At 71.3% G+C, this 17394-nt stretch carries 18 protein-coding genes and 1 tRNA gene; 10 read left to right on the forward strand and 9 right to left on the reverse strand.

Going from position 1 to position 17394, the window contains the following annotated elements; translation table 11 throughout:
- Positions 1 to 17: 17 nt before the first annotated feature.
- Positions 18 to 91 (reverse strand) — tRNA-Thr (locus tag ACFW48_RS08950).
- A 220-nt stretch (positions 92 to 311) separates the two neighbouring features.
- Here ACFW48_RS08950 and msiK point away from each other — a divergent pair.
- The 3 genes from msiK (at position 312) to ACFW48_RS08965 (ending at position 2952) form a co-directional block, all read left to right on the forward strand.
- Positions 312 to 1448, forward strand: coding sequence for a diacetylchitobiose ABC transporter ATP-binding protein MsiK (gene msiK / locus ACFW48_RS08955; protein WP_386311834.1), 1137 nt, complete (start codon positions 312 to 314; stop codon positions 1446 to 1448).
- Positions 1449 to 1715: 267 nt separating this feature from the next.
- Positions 1716 to 2171, forward strand: coding sequence for a hypothetical protein (locus ACFW48_RS08960; RefSeq protein WP_386312094.1), 456 nt, complete (start codon positions 1716 to 1718; stop codon positions 2169 to 2171).
- Between the two features lie 43 nt (positions 2172 to 2214).
- Positions 2215 to 2952: an NDP-sugar synthase gene (locus tag ACFW48_RS08965; RefSeq protein WP_386311837.1), complete on the forward strand. Its 738-nt coding sequence runs from the start codon at positions 2215 to 2217 to the stop codon at positions 2950 to 2952.
- A gap of 95 nt (positions 2953 to 3047) precedes the next feature.
- Here ACFW48_RS08965 and ACFW48_RS08970 read toward each other — a convergent pair whose 3' ends face one another.
- From ACFW48_RS08970 to ACFW48_RS08995, 6 genes are all read right to left on the reverse strand, one after another.
- A complete protein-coding gene (locus ACFW48_RS08970) occupies positions 3048 to 4763 on the reverse strand; it encodes a DoxX family membrane protein (RefSeq protein WP_386311839.1) in 1716 nt (571 codons plus the stop codon).
- Positions 4764 to 5066: 303 nt separating this feature from the next.
- Positions 5067 to 6008 carry a 23S rRNA (guanosine(2251)-2'-O)-methyltransferase RlmB gene (gene rlmB, locus ACFW48_RS08975; RefSeq protein WP_386311841.1) on the reverse strand — a complete coding sequence of 314 codons (942 nt, stop codon included), beginning with the start codon at positions 6006 to 6008 and terminating at the stop codon, positions 5067 to 5069.
- A gap of 121 nt (positions 6009 to 6129) precedes the next feature.
- Positions 6130 to 7530 carry a cysteine--tRNA ligase gene (gene cysS, locus ACFW48_RS08980; RefSeq protein WP_386311843.1) on the reverse strand — a complete coding sequence of 467 codons (1401 nt, stop codon included), beginning with the start codon at positions 7528 to 7530 and terminating at the stop codon, positions 6130 to 6132.
- 277 nt (positions 7531 to 7807) lie between these two features.
- Positions 7808 to 8317: a 2-C-methyl-D-erythritol 2,4-cyclodiphosphate synthase gene (gene ispF, locus ACFW48_RS08985; RefSeq protein ID WP_386311845.1), complete on the reverse strand. Its 510-nt coding sequence runs from the start codon at positions 8315 to 8317 to the stop codon at positions 7808 to 7810.
- Positions 8307 to 9083: a 2-C-methyl-D-erythritol 4-phosphate cytidylyltransferase gene (gene ispD / locus ACFW48_RS08990; RefSeq protein WP_386311848.1), complete on the reverse strand. Its 777-nt coding sequence runs from the start codon at positions 9081 to 9083 to the stop codon at positions 8307 to 8309. Before ispD ends, ispF begins: the two co-directional genes overlap by 11 nt.
- A gap of 286 nt (positions 9084 to 9369) precedes the next feature.
- Positions 9370 to 9852 (reverse strand): CarD family transcriptional regulator, encoded by a 483-nt coding sequence (locus ACFW48_RS08995; protein WP_003953493.1) that lies wholly within the window; start codon positions 9850 to 9852, stop codon positions 9370 to 9372.
- Between the two features lie 655 nt (positions 9853 to 10507).
- Here ACFW48_RS08995 and ACFW48_RS09000 point away from each other — a divergent pair.
- A complete protein-coding gene (locus ACFW48_RS09000) occupies positions 10508 to 11245 on the forward strand; it encodes a DUF461 domain-containing protein (RefSeq protein ID WP_386311850.1) in 738 nt (245 codons plus the stop codon).
- 93 nt (positions 11246 to 11338) lie between these two features.
- On the opposite strand, the gene ACFW48_RS09005 is transcribed toward ACFW48_RS09000, so the two are convergent.
- Positions 11339 to 12019, reverse strand: a complete 681-nt coding sequence (locus tag ACFW48_RS09005) for a response regulator transcription factor (protein WP_310872655.1) — start codon at positions 12017 to 12019, stop codon at positions 11339 to 11341.
- Entirely contained in the window at positions 12016 to 13287 is a 1272-nt protein-coding gene (locus ACFW48_RS09010; protein ID WP_386311853.1) for a sensor histidine kinase, read from the reverse strand. The genes ACFW48_RS09005 and ACFW48_RS09010 overlap by 4 nt, the downstream gene beginning before the upstream one ends.
- Positions 13288 to 13530: 243 nt before the next feature.
- Between ACFW48_RS09010 and phoU the strand changes: the two genes are divergently transcribed.
- The 6 genes from phoU to ACFW48_RS09040 all read left to right on the forward strand — a co-directional run bounded on the left by phoU (position 13531) and on the right by ACFW48_RS09040 (position 17381).
- Positions 13531 to 14229 carry a phosphate signaling complex protein PhoU gene (phoU, locus tag ACFW48_RS09015; protein ID WP_386311855.1) on the forward strand — a complete coding sequence of 233 codons (699 nt, stop codon included), beginning with the start codon at positions 13531 to 13533 and terminating at the stop codon, positions 14227 to 14229.
- A gap of 161 nt (positions 14230 to 14390) precedes the next feature.
- On the forward strand, positions 14391 to 14546 hold the full coding sequence (locus tag ACFW48_RS09020) for a hypothetical protein (RefSeq protein ID WP_193776344.1): 156 nt from the start codon (positions 14391 to 14393) through the stop codon (positions 14544 to 14546).
- 88 nt (positions 14547 to 14634) lie between these two features.
- Positions 14635 to 14883 (forward strand): SCO4226 family nickel-binding protein, encoded by a 249-nt coding sequence (locus ACFW48_RS09025; RefSeq protein WP_386311857.1) that lies wholly within the window; start codon positions 14635 to 14637, stop codon positions 14881 to 14883.
- A gap of 121 nt (positions 14884 to 15004) precedes the next feature.
- Positions 15005 to 15364: an SCO4225 family membrane protein gene (locus ACFW48_RS09030; RefSeq protein ID WP_386311859.1), complete on the forward strand. Its 360-nt coding sequence runs from the start codon at positions 15005 to 15007 to the stop codon at positions 15362 to 15364.
- A gap of 73 nt (positions 15365 to 15437) precedes the next feature.
- Positions 15438 to 15839, forward strand: a complete 402-nt coding sequence (locus ACFW48_RS09035; protein WP_386311862.1) for a RidA family protein — start codon at positions 15438 to 15440, stop codon at positions 15837 to 15839.
- A 63-nt stretch (positions 15840 to 15902) separates the two neighbouring features.
- On the forward strand, positions 15903 to 17381 hold the full coding sequence (locus ACFW48_RS09040; RefSeq protein ID WP_386311863.1) for an ATP-binding protein: 1479 nt from the start codon (positions 15903 to 15905) through the stop codon (positions 17379 to 17381).
- Positions 17382 to 17394 lie beyond the last annotated feature (13 nt).

A 17394-nucleotide genomic window follows, 5' to 3' on the forward strand; every position in this document is an offset into this window, starting at 1 on the left:
CTTCGCTCTCACTTCCGAGCCCCCTGTCGGATTCGAACCGACGACCTTCGCTTTACAAGAGCGGCGCTCTGACCAGCTGAGCTAAGGAGGCATCGCGCGGCGGCGCGCGCGGAGGCTGCTCCACTGTACACAGAGCCGGTGAACGATGGGGTTCGAAAATTTCGGCGAAGTTCACAGGTCCGCAGGTACTGACAGACCAGGTGAACGCCAGGTACCGTCCTGTGCCAGTTCACCCGTGTGGACTACACCACACCACCTTCCTACAACGGATCGTCCGGCACGTTCCTGCCGGTAGAAGGGGGCCCATCACCATGGCCACTGTTACGTTCGACAAGGCGACCCGCATTTACCCGGGTTCCACGAAGCCCGCCGTCGACGGTCTCGACATCGACATCGAGGACGGCGAGTTCCTCGTCCTGGTCGGCCCCTCCGGCTGTGGCAAGTCCACCTCGCTCCGCATGCTCGCGGGGCTCGAGGACGTGAACGGCGGCGCCATCCGCATCGGCGACCGCGACGTCACGCACCTGCCACCGAAGGACCGGGACATCGCCATGGTGTTCCAGAACTACGCGCTGTACCCGCACATGACGGTCGCCGACAACATGGGCTTCGCGCTCAAGATCGCCGGCGTCAACAAGGCGGAGATCCGGCAGAAGGTCGAGGAGGCCGCGAAGATCCTCGACCTCACCGAGTACCTCGACCGCAAGCCGAAGGCGCTCTCCGGCGGTCAGCGCCAGCGTGTGGCGATGGGCCGCGCGATCGTGCGTGAGCCGCAGGTGTTCCTCATGGACGAGCCGCTGTCCAACCTGGACGCCAAGCTGCGTGTCTCCACCCGTACGCAGATCGCCTCGCTCCAGCGCCGCCTGGGCATCACCACCGTCTACGTCACCCACGACCAGGTCGAGGCCATGACGATGGGCGACCGCGTGGCGGTCCTCAAGGACGGTCTGCTCCAGCAGGTCGACTCCCCGCGCAACATGTACGACAAGCCCGCCAACCTCTTCGTCGCCGGCTTCATCGGCTCCCCGGCCATGAACCTGGTCGAGGTCCCGATCACCGACGGCGGCGTGAAGTTCGGCAACAGCGTGGTGCCGATCAGCCGCGAGGCCCTGGCGGCCGCCTCCGACAGGGGCGACCGCACGGTCACCGTCGGCGTCCGCCCGGAGCACTTCGACGTGGTGGAGCTGAACGGCGGCGTCTCCAAGACCCTGTCCAAGGACGCCGAGGACGCCCCGGCGGGCATGGCGGTCTCCGTGAACGTCGTGGAGGAGACCGGCGCCGACGGCTACATCTACGGCACGGTCGAGGTCGGCGGCGAGAGCAAGGACCTGGTGGTCCGCGTCAGCAGCCGCGCGGTGCCCGAGAAGGGCGCGACCGTGCACGTCGTGCCGCGCCCGGGCGAGGCCCACGTCTTCTCGTCCTCCACGGGCGAGCGCCTCACCGACTGAGGACCCGCACGCCGGGAAACCGGGCGCCGGGAAACCCCACACTGAGAAACCACGCGACCGGGTGAATTCGCCCGCGTTGACGCGAAGAGCCCCGCGGCCTGCTGCGGGGCTCTTCGCGTTGTCGACAAATACCCCGACACAACGGACGTTTCGAGCAGTAGGCGTCAACGCTCTACCCATTTCCCGCCCCCTCTTCATCCCCCATCCGGGTGACTAAATGTCGCCAAATCATTACCGGGCGCTACCCTCACTCGCGTGAAGCACTCCGTGAAGCACTCCACCACCCGACAGACGCGACGCGGCCCGGGCCCCGCCCACCGGATCGGCCGCTCTCTCGCCTTCGTCCTGCCCGTCGTCCTGGTGCTCTCCGGGACCCTCGCCGTCACCCGGGTCAACTGGTCGGGCGATCCGGCCGACTCGGTGCTCGCCGCGTCGGAGGCATCGTCCTCCAAGGCCTCGTCCAAGGCCGCCGCCCGCGCGCCGCACGAGGTGCTGCGCGACCGGCTGCTGACCGAGCTGCAGGAGGAGGATCCGGGCGTCGCCCTCACCCACCTCCAGCAGGCCGTGAACGAGCGCCCGTCGCTGGCCGGCCACTGCGCGTCCATCGCCCGCGCCCTCGGCCGCGCCGCGGTCAAGGTGTACGGGCCGACGCGCGCCCAGTCGTACGCGCGCCCCGTCTGCGACACCGCCTTCGCCTCGGGCGTGCTGGCCGCGCACGGCTGAGCACCCTTTCGGGGGCCGGTGGGCCGCCGCGTACAGTTCGGGCATGACCGATCCGAGCGCCGCGTCCCGCCGCCCCGTTCAAGCCGTCGTCCTGGCCGGCGGACAGGGTTCCCGGCTGCGTCCCTACACCGACGACCGGCCCAAGCCGATGGTGGAGATCCCGGGCACGGGGACTCCGATCATCGGCCATCAGCTCGCCTGGCTGGCCGAGGAGGGCGTGACGGACGTCGTGGTCTCCTGCGGTCATCTGGCCGAAGTGCTGCAGAAGTGGCTGGAGACCGCCGACCTGCCGCTCTCCGTCACCACCGTCGTCGAGACGGAGCCGCTGGGCCGCGGCGGCGGCCTCAAGTACGCCGCCGCGCACCTGCCCCACCCGGACCGGCCCTGGTACGCCACCAACGGCGACATCTGGACCCGTTTCTCGCTGCGCGACATGGCCGACTTCCACGCCGAGCGGGACGCCGTCGCGACCCTCGCCCTGGCTCGCCCGCGGCTGCCGTGGGGCGCCGTGCAGACGGACGGCTTCGGTCACATCACCGACTTCATCGAGGCACCGCCGTCGACCTTCGAGATCAACGCCGGTGTGTACGTCTTCTCGCCCGCCTTCGCCGCGATGCTGCCGGAGCGCGGCGACCACGAGCGGACGACGTTCCCGAGGCTGGCCCGTGAGCGCCGGCTGGCCGGTTTCCCGATCCCGCAGGGCTCCTACTGGCGCGCGATCGACACCGCCAAGGACCTGACGGAGGCGGCACGGGAACTGGCGGCCCTGGGCGGCCGCTGAGCGCCCCGGTACGCCGATACGCCGAAGGGGCCCCGCACGTCACCCGTGCGGGGCCCCTTCGGCGTACGGAGGGCCGCGTGAGCCCTGTGGGCCGGCTAGCCCAGGAGACCGCCCACGAGGCGGCTGCCAGGCTCTCCGGTGGTGGAGGAGGAGCCGCCGCCGTCGTCCCCGCTTCCGGTGCCGCCGGTCGAGCCGCTGCCGCCGCCGGTCGCGGTGCCGCCGGAGGTGGGCCCCGCCGTGGTGCTCGGCGCCTGGCCGGCCGGGGAGGACTGCTGCGGCGGTGCCTGGCCCGTGGTGCCCTGGGTCTGGCTGGGCGTGCCGCCGGTGGCGGTGCCGCTGTCGCGGGTCGCTCCCGGGGCGGTCGCGGCGTCCTTGGAGGGGGTGGCCGCGCCGCTGGTGGCGCCCTGGGTGGGTGAGGCGGAGGCCGAGGGGGTCTTCGGCTTCCGGGTGCCGGGCTCCTGCGGGAGCGGGGTGCCGGGCAGTTCGTTGCGCGGGGCCTCGCCGGGGCCGGGGACGACCACGCGGTCGGCGTCCCGGACGGCACCGCCGAGCAGCGAGCCGACGAGGAAGGTGACGCCGACGACGAGGAAGGTGACGAGGGCGCCGCGGCGCAGGACGTAGCGGCGCAGGTCCCAGATGTCGGCGCGGGGGCCGAGCCGGCGCCAGGCACTGCCGGCGAGCCGGCCGTCCACGGAGTAGACGGGAGCACCCGCGATGATCAGCGGGGACCAGGCGGCGAGGTAGATGATGTCGGGCGCGTCGTAGACGGGGACGCTCTTCCAGCTGACGGTGACGAGCAGCGCGGCGGACAGGCCCGCGCCGATGACGGCGCCGACGCGCTGCCAGCAGCCCAGGACGGTCAGCACGCCCACGATCACCTGGAGGAAGGCGATGACGAGCCCGGCGCCGACGGGGTGGGCGAGGGCGAACTGACGCAGCGGCTCGGCGACGTCCCAGGGGTGCAGGGTGTTGAGCCACTTGACCATGGAGCCGCGTTCGCCGCCGTCGAAGTAGACGGGGTCGCAGAGCTTGCCCATGCCGGCGTAGATGGAGATGAAGCCGAGGAAGACGCGCAGCGGCAGCAGCACGACGCCGAGGTTCATCCGGCGGCCGGGGAAGTAGGCGTGCCGCGCCGGGTCGTCGGCGTGCCGCCTGGCGCGCGGCTCGGCCTGCTCCGTGCCGTCGTCGTAGCCGTCGGGACCGGGGCCGGAGCCGAAGTCCTCGCCGGTGTAGGCGGGTTCGTCGTAGGCGCTGCCGACGGTGCGCATGGCGGGCAGCAGCCGGGTGCCGTCGGGGGCGGGGCCGCGCTGGGCGCCGACGAGCGGGGTCTCGAGGGTCTGGGTGGCGGGTCCGTCGTCGTAGCCGTCATAGCCGTCGTAGCCCGGGACGCCCCCGTCGATGTCGACGCGGGGGATGACCTGCGTGGCTCCGGCGTCGGCGACCGGGTCCTCGGCGTGGTGGCCGGCTCCGGCCCGCACCGCCTGGAGCAGCCGGTGTGCGCCGGTGTCGTCCGGGTCGGACCGCCCGCTCCACACGAGGGCGCGGCGGCGGGCGGCGGCCGGGACGGCGGGATCCACGGCCCCTGCGACGGGCATGCGGGCGGTGTCCTGGGTGGCGCTCAAGTGCCGCGCGATCCGCGGGGATTGGGTCTGCCGCGCGGAGGTACCGAACTGCACGCGGAAGCTCGCGTGATTGACGATGACCTGGGCCGGATCGCTCGGCACCTTCACCATGCTCAGCGCGGGAGCGTCGTCGATTCCCGACGAGCGGTCCCCCGTGGGTGTGCGGGGTGTTCTGGTGTCCACACTCATCTAACCGAGTGATGTGTCGTTAGGACACTGCCTTGACCGCCCCGAACTGTCCGGACCGCGTCAAGCCTGCCCGGACCGCCCGGAACACCCCCTATGGGGGACCGAGTCGAACACCCGCTCCCCCTCCGGACTCAGCTCCGCCGCCGCGCCCCGCCTCGTACAGCACGATCCCCGCGGCCACACCAGCGACACCTCTCTCTGCCGCACTCGCACGCTGCGCGGCTTCGCACGGCTGCGCCGGCCTCCGACCGGCGGCGCCACCCCCGCACCGGCCAGAGGGCTCGCACCCCGCACCGACCGACGTCAGCTGCGCCGCCGCGCCGCCTCGTACAGCACGATCCCCGCGGCCACACCGGCGTTCAGGGACTCGGCGCCACCGGGCATCGGGATCCGCACCCGGTAGTCGCACGTCTCCCCGACCAGCCGCGAGAGCCCCTTGCCCTCGCTGCCGACCACGATGACCACGGGGCCGTCGAGGGCCGCCAGCTCGCCGAGTTCGGCCTCGCCGTCGGCGGCGAGGCCCACCACGGTGATCCCGGCCTTCTGGTACGACTCCAGTGCCCGCGTGAGGTTGGTGGCGCGGGCGACCGGCGTGCGGGCGGCCGTACCGGCGGACGTCTTCCACGCGCCCGCCGTCATGCCGGCCGCGCGCCGCTCGGGCACGACGACGCCGTGGCCGCCGAAGGCGGAGACGGAGCGGACGACGGCACCGAGGTTGCGCGGGTCGGTCACGCCGTCGAGGGCGACGATCAGCGGGTCCGCGCCCTCGTCGTGGGCGGCGGCGACCAGGTCCTCGGGGTGCGCGTACTCGTACGGCGGGACCTGGAGGACGAGACCCTGGTGGTTGAGCCCGTTGGTCATCCGGTCCAGCTCGGGACGCGGCGCCTCCATCAGGTTGATGCCGCCGCGCTCGGCCGCGAGCTGGAGCGCCTCGCGCACCCGCTCGTCGTTGTCGATGAACTGCTGGACGTAGAGGGTCGAGGCGGGCACACCATCGCGCAGCGCCTCGAAGACGGGGTTGCGGCCGACGACCAGCTCGGACGTCGACCGTCCGCCCCCGCGCCGCTGCGGGGTGCGTCCCGTGGCGCGGCGCGCCTTGGCGTTGGCGGCACGCTGCTTGGCGTGCCCCTTGCGCATCTCGGCGGGAGGCGTCGGCCCCTTGCCTTCCAGGCCCCGGCGTCGCTTGCCGCCGCTGCCGACCTGCGCGCCCTTCTTGCCGGACATGCGGCGGTTGTTCGCGGCCATGAGTTACCTGTCTCCGCTCTCTACGGGAGTGTGCGTAATGCTTGCGTCTTATGCAGTGTGCCGCCCGGAGGGCCGGGCGGCACAATCGATCTACGGGACCGGACGTCGCCGGTCGGCCGGGTCAGCGGGGGCCGAGGCTCCAGCGGGGCCCCTGCGGGCCGTCCTCGATGACCAGACCGGACTGACCGAGCTGGTCACGGATGGCATCCGCGGTGGACCAGTCCTTGCGCGCCCGCGCGGCCTCGCGCTGGTCCAGGACGAGGCGTACGAGGCTGTCGACGACGTGCCGCAGATCCTCGCCCTGCTCCTGCTCCCCGGCCCAGTGCGGGGCCAGCGGGTCGAGGCCGAGCACCCCGAGCATCGCACGGACCTCGGCGAGGTGGGCGACCGCGGCGTCCTTGTCGTCGGCGGCCAGGGCGCTGTTGCCCTGCCGGACGGTGGTGTGCACGATGGCCAGCGCCTGCGGCACACCCAGGTCGTCGTCCATCGCCTCGGCGAAGGCGGGCGGCACCTCGGCGGCGGGCTCGACGGCCTGGCCGGCCAGCTCGGTGACCCGCTGCACGAAGCCCTCGATGCGCGCGTACGCCGACTCGGCCTCGCGCAGGGACTCCTCGCTGTACTCGATGGTGGAGCGGTAGTGCGGCGTGCCCAGGTAGTACCGCAGCACGACCGGGCGCCACTGCTTCACCATCTCGCTCACGAGCACGCTGTTGCCGAGCGACTTCGACATCTTCTCGCCGCTCATGGTGACCCAGGCGTTGTGCACCCAGTACCGCGCGAAGGCGTCACCGAAGCCCTTGGCCTGGGCGATCTCGTTCTCGTGGTGCGGGAAGATGAGATCGATCCCGCCCCCGTGGATGTCGAACTCCTCGCCCAGGTACTTGTGCGCCATGGCGGAGCACTCCAGGTGCCACCCCGGGCGCCCCCGCCCCCACGGCGTCTCCCAGCTCGGCTCCCCGGGCTTGGCCGACTTCCACATGGCGAAGTCCCGCGGGTCCCGCTTGCCGCTCTCGCCCTCGCCCGAGGGCTGGCGCAGCTCGTCGAGGTCCTGGTTGGACAGCGACAGGTACCCCGGCAGGGACCGTACGTCGAAGTAGACGTTGCCCTCGGCCTCGTAGGCGTGCCCGCGCTCGATGAGGCCGCGCATCATCTCGACCATCTCGGTGATGTGGCCGGTGGCGCGGGGCTCGTACGTCGGCGGAAGGCAGCCGAGGGCGTCGTAGGCGTCGTTGAACGCCCGCTCGTTCTCGTACCCGATGGACCACCAGGGGCGGTTCTGGTCCGCCGCCTTCTTGATGATCTTGTCGTCGATGTCGGTGACGTTGCGGATGAACGTGACGTCGTAGCCGCGGTACGCGAACCAGCGGCGCATGATGTCGAAGTTCAGCCCCGACCGGATGTGCCCGATGTGCGGGGCGGCCTGCACGGTGGCACCGCACAGGTAGATCGAGACGCAGCCCGGCGTGAGGGGGGCGAAGTCACGAATCTGCCGGGCGCTGGTGTCGTACAGGCGAATAGTCACGACTCCAGGGTAGTAGGCGACGGACAGTGCCACGGGCGCACGTGCCCGCTTGTTACCGCGTCTTGCCCGACCGAGCCGGCGAGACAAGGCCAGCCTCTCGCCCGACCGAGCCCGTGAGACAAGCCCGACCTCTTGCCCGACCGAGTCGGGTGGTGGGTGGGCATAGGCCGGGGTCCAGGGGCGGAGCCCCTGGCGGGGTGCGGGGCGGGGCCCCGCGCGGCCCGCCCGACGCCGGCGCGACACACCCCCGGCCCAGGACACACCCCACCCCGCTCACCTAGACCCGCACGACCAACGCCGTAGCCACCGCCATCAGCCCTTCCCCCCGCCCGGGAAACCCCAGCCCGTCCGTCGTCGCCCCGGACACCGACACCGGCGCCCCCACCGCCTCCGACAACACCTTCTGGGCCTCGTCCCGCCGCTTACCGATCTTCGGCCTCGGCCCGACCACCTGCACCGCGACGTTGCCGATCCGGAACCCCGCCGCCCGCACGATCCGCGCCGCCTCCGCCAGCAGCGTCACCCCGGACGCCCCGGACCACTCCGGCCGTCCGGTACCGAAGTGCTGCCCCAGGTCCCCGACCCCCGCCGCGGAGAACAGCGCGTTGCACGCCGCGTGCGCGACGACGTCCGCGTCGGAGTGCCCGGCCAGCCCGGCCCCCTCGCCCTCCCACTTCAGCCCGGCGCACCACAGTTCGCGCCCGTCCTCGAAGGCGTGGATGTCCGTACCGATCCCGACCTGCGGCAGCGGAGGCAGCGCGGGCAGCCCGTCCGTCTCAGAACCCATCGTTCAGCCTCCTGCGCGCCAGCACGGCCTCCGCCAGCACCAGATCGAGCGGCCGCGTCACCTTGAACGCCTCCTCGTGCCCCGGCACCACCACCACCGTGAGCCCGAGCTGCTCGACCATGCTCGCGTCGTCGGTGACGTTGTCGGTCACCGTCTCGTGGGCGCGCACCAGCGTCCCCCGGTCGAACCCCTGCGGCGTCTGCACCGCGCGCAACCGCGCCCGCTCCGGTGTCGCCACGACCGGTTCCGGCTCACCCGGCACGGCGGCGGGCTCCACCTGCTTGACCGTGTCGGCGAGCGGCAGCGCGGGCACCACGGCGGGCGCGCCGTCCCGTACGGCCTCGATCACCGCGTCCACCGTGTCGACCGGCACCAGCGGCCGGGCCGCGTCGTGCACGAGGACGATGTCGTGCTCGGGCGGCAGGGCCTCAAGACCCAGCCGTACGGACTCCTGCCGCGACTCGCCGCCCGGCACGACGAGGAAGTCCGTCCTCTCCGGCAGCGCGTGCGCGTCGAGCAGGCTCTTGACCTCGGCGGCTCCGTCGGGCGGGGCCACGACGACGACCAGCGAGACCGCGCGGGAGGCGGCCATCGCCCGGACCGCGTGGATGAGCATGGGCGTGCCGCCCAGCGCGCGGAGGGCTTTCGGAGCGCCCGGTCCGAGCCGGACGCCCCGGCCGGCGGCCGGAATCACGGCCGCGGTCCGGGTGTTCGCACGGGTGACGGGGGGCATCTGGGCGGGCGAGGGACGCGATTCGTCAGACATCGGTTCCTGTCAGGTTTGTGTGCTCGACCTAGTTGGGTATGGCCTCACCGTGCCGGGCGCGACGCCTTGACCGGACCCTTCCGTGACCCTGGTCGAGCCAGCATCCCGGGTCCGGCACGCCAGGACCACGCCAGGCCGGGGGAAGTCCCCCGGGGTGATCGTACGAGGACTCGATCCGGGTACGAACATGCCGCAGCGCCCGGCGACAGCAAGGATGTCATCGGGCACCGCGGCATTTCAGTGCGCTGAACCGAGCGGGCAGCGGTCTGGGCCTCGCCTCAGAGGCTCAGGAGGCGAGCACCTCGTCGAGCAGGGCCTCCGCCTTGTCCTCGTTGGTGTTCTCCGCAAGAGCCAGCTCGCTCACCAGGATCTGGCGGGCCTTGGCGAGCATGCGCTTCTCACCGGCGGAGAGTCCGCGCTCGCGCTCACGGCGCCACAGATCGCGTACGACTTCCGCGACCTTGATGACGTCGCCGGAGGCGAGCTTCTCCAGGTTTGCCTTGTAACGACGCGACCAGTTCGTGGGCTCCTCGGCGTACGGCGCGCGCAGCACCTCGAAGACCCGGTCCAGCCCGTCCTGACCAACCACATCACGCACGCCGACGAACTCCGCATTGTCCGCTGGCACACGTACCGTCAGGTCACCCTGGGCGACCTTCAGCACCAAGTAGGTCTTGTCCACGCCTTTGATCTGGCGAGTTTCGATAGCCTCGATCAGCGCGGCCCCGTGATGGGGATAGACCACGGTGTCGCCAACCTTGAACGTCATGTGACAGGTACCCCTTCCGTGGCTATCCAGGGTAACACGGATACGGCGTCTTCTGAATGGCGTTTTCGCAGGTCAGGGCATATCTCGGGGCTTGACAACAGCAACAGGAACGTGCTGCGCCGCGCGAGCGGAAGAAAGTATTCGCAGGTCGGAGCAGCTCTTCAGGGCGCACGAAACGCGCACGTCACACGCACTCGGAGGCCCTCCCGCCTGCCCGAAACTCCCTATATGTCCGATTCCAGGCGTGCGACTTCCGCTACTCCGTTCGGTGACCGGGGCGGGCTTCCGGACGAATCCGGAATTGATCACGAGGTGCCCCGACCGACCCTCCGATGATCAATTTCCTGGCCGCCCGCGCATTCCCTCACGGAAAATTCGCGCGCCGATCGACGACCGGTATGACAGCCGGCTTCTTATGTGAATGACGGACGAGTACGAGCCACAAAACGAGGCGGGAACCGGCCCCGGAACGAGCGCGCCGCGCACCCCGTCCGCGCGCCGGTCCTGCCGCCTGCCGGGCGAAGCCGGGCGTCTTGGGGGAGGGTCGGGTGCGGCGGCCCGGGGACGGCTCGGTAGCCTGAAGCCGCTGACAGACACTTAGGGCGGCTTTATCCGTTGCCGCCACCTCGCTCGAGTCCAAGGAGTTGCCGCCGCCGTGAGCAGCAGCCTTCGACGCGGTGCCCTCGCCGCCGCCGCCATCGCGTTCTCGATCGCCTCGCTCGCCGCGTGCGGTGCCGGTCACAACGCCCAGACGCTGGAGATCAAGCCGGACAACGCTGCGACGACCGTCGGTGACATCCAGATCCAGAACGCGATCGTCATCACGCAGCCCGACCTCGAGTCGACCGGCCCGGCCGTGGTCTCCGCCACCCTGTTCAACAACGGCAGGACGGACCAGACCCTCGAGTCCATCACCGTCGCCGGCACCGGCAAGTCCGCCGAGCTGAAGCCCGCCAAGGGCGAGAAGGGCGGCAACGGCGGCCTGACCGTGCCGGCCGGCGGTTCCCTGGTCCTCGGCGGCGAGGACAACGCCTCCGCCGTCCTGCCCAGCAGCCGCGAGGCCATCCAGGACGGCAACGCGCAGGAGATCACCTTCACCTTCAGCAAGACCGGCGAGGTGAGCCTGCGCGCCTTCGTCGTCCCCGCCGAGAGCTACTTCTCCAAGTGGGGCCCGAGCGACGTCCCGGCGGCCCCCGGCGCGTCGGCGGAGCCGTCGCAGGAGACCTCCGGCGAGCCGTCCGACGGCCAGACCTCCGGCACCCCGGCCGACGGCACGACGGACCCCGCGACCGGCGAGTCCGCCGAGGCCGGGGACGGCACCGAGGGCGGGACCGGCGCCGGTACGGCGACGGACGGCACCTCGCAGGAGACCGGCACCGACGCCGGCCACTGAGCACCGTACGACGAAGGGCGGGACCTCTCCGGGAGGTCCCGCCCTTCGTCGTACCGCCTGCCGTCGAGGGCGCCGGCGACGCGCCCGGGCGCTCTACGGCTCGAACTTGTAGCCGAGCCCGCGCACCGTCACCAGGTACCGCGGCGCGCCCGGGTCGGGCTCGATCTTGGCGCGCAGCCGCTTGACGTGGACGTCGAGGGTCTTGGTGTCACCGACGTAGTCGGCACCCCAGACCCGGTCGATCAGCTGCATGCGGGTCAGCACGCGGCCGGCGTTGCGCAGCAGCATCTCCAGCAGGTCGAACTCCTTCAGCGGCAGGTCGACCTTGGTGCCGCCCACGGTCACGACGTGCCGGTCGACGTCCATGCGCACGGGGCCGGCCTCCAGCGCGGCGGGGGTGACCTCCTCCGGCTCGCCGCGGCGGCGCAGTACCGCGCGGATGCGGGCGACCAGCTCGCGGGAGGAGAAGGGCTTGGTGACGTAGTCGTCGGCCCCTATCTCCAGCCCGACGACCTTGTCGATCTCGCTGTCCTTGGCGGTCACCATGATCACGGGGACGTTGGAGCGGCCGCGCAGCTGACGGCAGACCTCGGTGCCCGGCAGGCCGGGCAGCATCAGGTCGAGGAGGACGAGATCGGCGCCGTTGCGCTCGAACTCGTCGAGTCCGTCGGGGCCGGTGGTCGCGACGGCGACCTCGAAGCCCTCCTTGCGGAGCATGTACGACAGGACGTCGGAGAAGGACTCCTCGTCCTCGACGACGAGCACACGGGTCACGGAAGGACCTCCGGAGCGGGAAGCGTTTCGTACGGGGAAGTATGGGGGGATGAGGGGGACCGCTCGGTCTCGGCGCTGAGTCCGGCGCGGTCGGGGCGCCGCTGTGCGCGGTCGCGGGCGGGGCCCGACTCCGGCAGTCGCAGCGTAAAGGTGGAGCCCTGGCCTTCGGCACTCCACACCGTGACCTCCCCGCCGTGCGAGGCGGCCACGTGCTTGACGATCGCGAGACCCAGGCCGGTGCCTCCGGTGGCCCGCGAGCGGGCCGGGTCGACGCGGTAGAAGCGCTCGAACACGCGCTCCTTGTCCTTCTCGGAGATGCCGATGCCCTGGTCGGTCACGGCGATCTCGATCTGATCGCCGCCGGGGGCGTTGACGCGGCGGGCGGCTATGCCGACGCGGGTGCGGGCGGGCGAGTAGTTGACGGCGTTCTCGACGAGGTTGCCGAGGGCGGCGGCGAGCTGGCCGCGGTTGCCGCGTACGTGCAGATCCGCCGTTCCTCCGGCGGCCATGGTGATCTGCTTGGTGCCGGCCGCGTGCCGGCAGCGGTCGATGGCCTCGGCGACCAGCTCGTCCACCCGGACGGGCTCGGCGTCGTCGAGGGGGTCGTCGTTCTGGACCCGGGACAGGTCGATGAGTTCCTGCACCAGGTTGGTCAGCCGGGTCGCCTCGATCTGCATGCGCCCGGCGAACCGCTCCACGGCCTCCGGATCGTCCGAGGCGTCCATGACGGCCTCGGACAGCAGCGAGAGCGCGCCCACCGGCGTCTTCAGCTCATGGCTCACATTGGCGACGAAGTCGCGGCGTACGGCCTCGATACGGCGGGCCTCGGTGAGGTCCTCGACCAGCAGCAGCACCAGCCGCGACCCGAGGGGCGCCACGCGTGCGGACACGGCGAGGGCCTCCCCCCGCCCGGTGCCCCGCCTCGGCAGATCCAGCTCGACCTGCCGTATCTCCCCGTCCCGCCGGGTGTCCCGGGCCATCTGCAGCATGGGCTCGACGGCGAGCTTGCCACCCCGGACCAGGCCGAGGGCGTACGCCGCCGAGCTGGCCTTGACCACCGCGTCGGCCTCGTCGAGGACGACCGCGGAGGAGCGGAGTACCGACAGGACGGTGTCCACGCCGGGCGGCAGCACGGGGTCCGTGTGGAGCGAGGTGCGCGTGGGGCGCTTCTGCTCTCGCTCGCTCCAGCGGAACGCCAGCATGGCGATGACGCCGGTGAGTACTCCGGCGATCGCTGCCGCTGCGGCGACCGCCGCGTTCACGTCCATGCGTCCAGGTTAGGCATGCCGAACGGCCCCGCCCCAGCCATCGGACTGCGACCTCGAACACTCGTCGCCCAGAGTTCACCTTGGAGCCAGGGATGGTTCATTTGTGATGCCGGAAACGGACGCGTACAGGCCGGAACGTGTAAGCGTGGGGGCACGGCAAGGGGTGCGAGCCGGTGACGAGCCAGCGCAAGCAGGCGCGAGCCGGTGCGAGCCCCACAAACGGACGTACGAGAGGGAACCCTGATGCGGGACGCGTACCACGAGGAACTGGATTCGATCGGCGACGGTCTGGTGGAGATGGCCCGGCTGGTCGGGTCGGCGATCGGGCGCGCCACGACCGCGATCCTCGACTCCGACCTGAAGCTGGCCGAGAACGTGATCGAGGGCGACCAGAAGGTCGACGAGCTCCACCACGAACTGGAGGCCCGGGCGATAGCCCTGCTGGCCCGGCAGCAGCCGGTGGCGACGGACCTGCGCATCGTCGTCACCTCGCTGCGGATGTCGGCCGACCTGGAGCGCTCGGGCGACCTGGCCCAGCACGTGGCCAAGCTGGCCCGACTGCGCTACCCGGAGCGCGCGGTCCCGAGCGACCTGCACGCGACCATCCTGGAGATGGGCCAGCTCGCGCAGCGCCTGATGGCGAAGGCGGCCGAGGTGATCATCACCAAGGACGTCGACCTCGCCCTCCAGCTGGAGCAGGACGACGACGCGATGGACCTCCTGCACCGCACCCTCTTCCAGCACCTGATGGACGACCGCTGGAAGCACGGCATCGAGACGGCCGTCGACGTCACCCTCCTCGGCCGCTACTACGAGCGCTACGCCGACCACGCCGTCTCGGTCGCCAAGCGCGTGGTCTACCTGGTCACCGGCGAGCACGTGGGCGACCTCCAGGCGGACATCCAGCCGACGACGCAGGTCGACGGGCCCGACGGGGCCTGACGCGGACCTGGGCGGGGAACCGGGCGGGGTGCTGGTCGGGGAACCGGGCGGGGAGCGCCCGGCGTGGGGCAGGGGCGCGCACGATCGCCCCAGTGCGCCGTTGATGCGACGGCCACTGGGGGCGTGCAATGGGCCCAGGCACCAGCCTCTAGGAGGAACCCATGGCCGATTCCCCCAGCACCAAGCCCGCCCCCACCCAGGAACGCCGGACCGAGCAGCCCCCCGAGCCCCGCAGCCTGCCCCTGATCGCCGCGTGCGGCTGCGGCTCGGGCTGCGGCTGCGGCTGCCAGTCGGGAAACCCGTGCCAGTGCGGCTGACGCACCAGCAGTGCTACGGCGGCCGGGTTCGCCCCGGCCGCCGTACGGGCGCACCCTGGAAGAAAGACCCTGAAGGGGGTGCGAAGCCATGGCTCACTTCATGGACGTGCACCACGGTATGCACGGCATCACCGCGGACCAGCTCGACAAGGCCCACCAGGCGGACCTCGCCATCGAGAAGGACGAGGACGTCCACTTCGAACACGCGTGGGCGGACCCGGACTCCGGGGCGGTCTACTGCCTCTCCGAGGCCCCTTCGGCCGACGCCGTCCAGCGCGTCCACGAACGCGCTGGCCACAAGGCCGACGAGATCCACGAGGTCCCACTGACGGTCTAGCCCTTCTCTCTCCCCTCCCGGGTACCGCGCCGTCCGACTTGAGTACGGGTACTCAGGCCCGGACCCCCGCCCCCGTCCGACCCTGGAACGCAGGACGACGACCAAGGGGAGACGACACCCGATGAAGCCCAGCCGGACCAGCCCGATACGCACCCTCGCCCGCCTGACCGTCGCCAACCGCGCCTCGGCGGTCTACCTCGCCCTGGTCGGCGGCGCGATGACCGTCGCCGCGCTGGAACCCCTCTTCGCGACCGACCCGGACACGTCCCTCATCTGGGTCTGGCCGGCCCTGTTCACCTTCCCGGCCTTCGGCTTCGTCGCCTGGCTCGGCGAAGCGGGCTGGGGCGGCGACGCGCCCACCTGGTTCTTCATCGGCGGCATCGTGCTCGCGGCCCTGGTCCAGTCACTGGCCCTGGGCACGGCCTGGGACGCCCTGCGGGGCCGCCGGGAGCGCCGGGGGCGTCTGACGACGGCGGGCTGACGCGGGGGTGTCGGCCGGAGCCGCCCAGGAAAAACCTGCCGACGCCCGCCGCGCCACCCCTAATGTGCCGTGCATGACAGAGCGACGTTCCATCCTCAGCGGCTCGACGTTCGAAGAACAGATCGGCTACGCCCGTGCCGTGGTCGACGGCGACTGGGTGCACGTCTCGGGCACCACCGGCTTCGACTACGCCACGATGACGATCTCCGAGGACGTGGTGGAGCAGGCCGAGCAGTGCCTGCGCAACATCGAGGCCGCGCTGACCGAGGCGAAGCGCACCTTCGCCGACGTGGTCCGGGTCCGCTACCTGCTCCCCGACCGAACCGACTTCGAGCCCTGCTGGCCGACATTGCGCCGCGCCTTCGGCGAGATCCGCCCGGCGGCAACCATGCTCGTCTGCGGCCTGGCCGACCCCCGCATGAAGATCGAGGTCGAGGTCTACGCACGCCGGGCAGAGGCCGTAACAGGCCGGTAGCCGCTCGGCCGCAGTTATAGGGATACAGTTTATAGAAACGTACCCCTATAACTTGAGGCGGGAATGAAGAAGCCCGTCGACATGTTCGACCGCGACTACGAGTGGTCGGCTCTGACCCGGTTCATCACCGACACCCAGCCCGGCGCGACCTTGGGTGTGGTCTCCGGTCGGAGACGACAGGGCAAGACCTTCCTGCTCGAGGCGGCCTGCGAAGCGGCAGGCGGGTTCTACTTCGGCGCAACGGAGGCTGCCGACGCCGAGTCCCTGCGCCGACTCAGCACTGCCCTCACCGCACACGCCCGGCCGGCCAGCCCGTACCACTTCGCCGACTGGCACGAAGCGGTGGACGCGCTGTTGGCTCTGGGCGGCGCCCAGCCAGTGCCAGTTGTGATCGACGAGTTTCCCTACCTGGCCAAGGCCAACCCGGAGCTGCCGTCGATCATCCAGAACGCGTTCCGGCCGCTCCGGGAACAGCGCACCGGCTCCCGGGCCCGCCTGCTGCTCTGCGGTTCCGCACTGTCGTTCATGGGCGGGCTGCTGTCCGGAAACGCGCCGCTGCGCGGCCGGGCGGGCCTCGAACTCGTGGTCCGCCCCCTGGACCATCGGCTGGCCGCGGACTTCTGGGGCATCACGGATCCACGACTCGCCCTGCAAGTACACGCGATTCTCGGAGGAACCCCCGCCTATCGCAGGGAGTTCGCGCGGGGCGACAGCCCGTCCGGCCCGGACGACTTCGACGACTGGGTCGTCCGCACCGTGCTGAATCCGGAGACCCCGCTCTTCCGCGAAGCCCGCTACCTACTGGCCGAGGAACCCGACCTGCGCGACACCGCGCTCTACCTGTCGGTACTCGGTGCGGTCGCGGAGGGCAACACCACGCGTGGCGGCATGGCCGGATACCTGGAACGCAAGGCCACCGACATCGCCCACCCGATCAACGTCCTGGAAGACGCGGGCCTACTCCAGCGCGAGGCGGACGCGTTCCGCACCAACCGCTCCACCTACCGCATCGCCGAACCCCTGATCGCCTTCTACCACGCGGTGATGCGGCCGGTCTGGCCTCAACTCGAACGCCCCGGCAACGCCGCGCGGGTCTGGCAGGCCAGCCGCCGCCGCTACGTCGCCAACGTCCTCGGCCCCCACTTCGAACAGGTCTGCCGCGAGTGGGCACTGCACCACGCCGACCCCGACCTGTTCGGAGGCCTCCCCGCACACGTCGGCCAGGGCGTCGTCAGCGATCCGTCCGCGCGTACGTCGCACGAGGTCGACGTCGCCGTCATCGGAGTAGCCGACGGAACGAAACCTCCGCTGCTGGCGATCGGCGAGGCCAAGTGGAACGACACGATGGGCATCGCCCACATCGACCGACTCCGCCGCATCCGGGACGTCATCACCCGCACCAGCCGTTACGACACCAGCCGCACCCAACTCCTCTGCTTCAGCGGCGCCGGCTTCGACGACAAGGCCCGCCACGCCGCCACCACCTCACCGGACGTCCAACTCATCGATCTGCGGGCGCTGTACAGCGGCGACGGGGTCTGACCGAACCTCCCGC

Origin of the sequence: Streptomyces sp. NPDC058812, assembly GCF_042744565.1 — a bacterium.
GTDB lineage: Bacteria > Actinomycetota > Actinomycetes > Streptomycetales > Streptomycetaceae > Streptomyces > Streptomyces thinghirensis.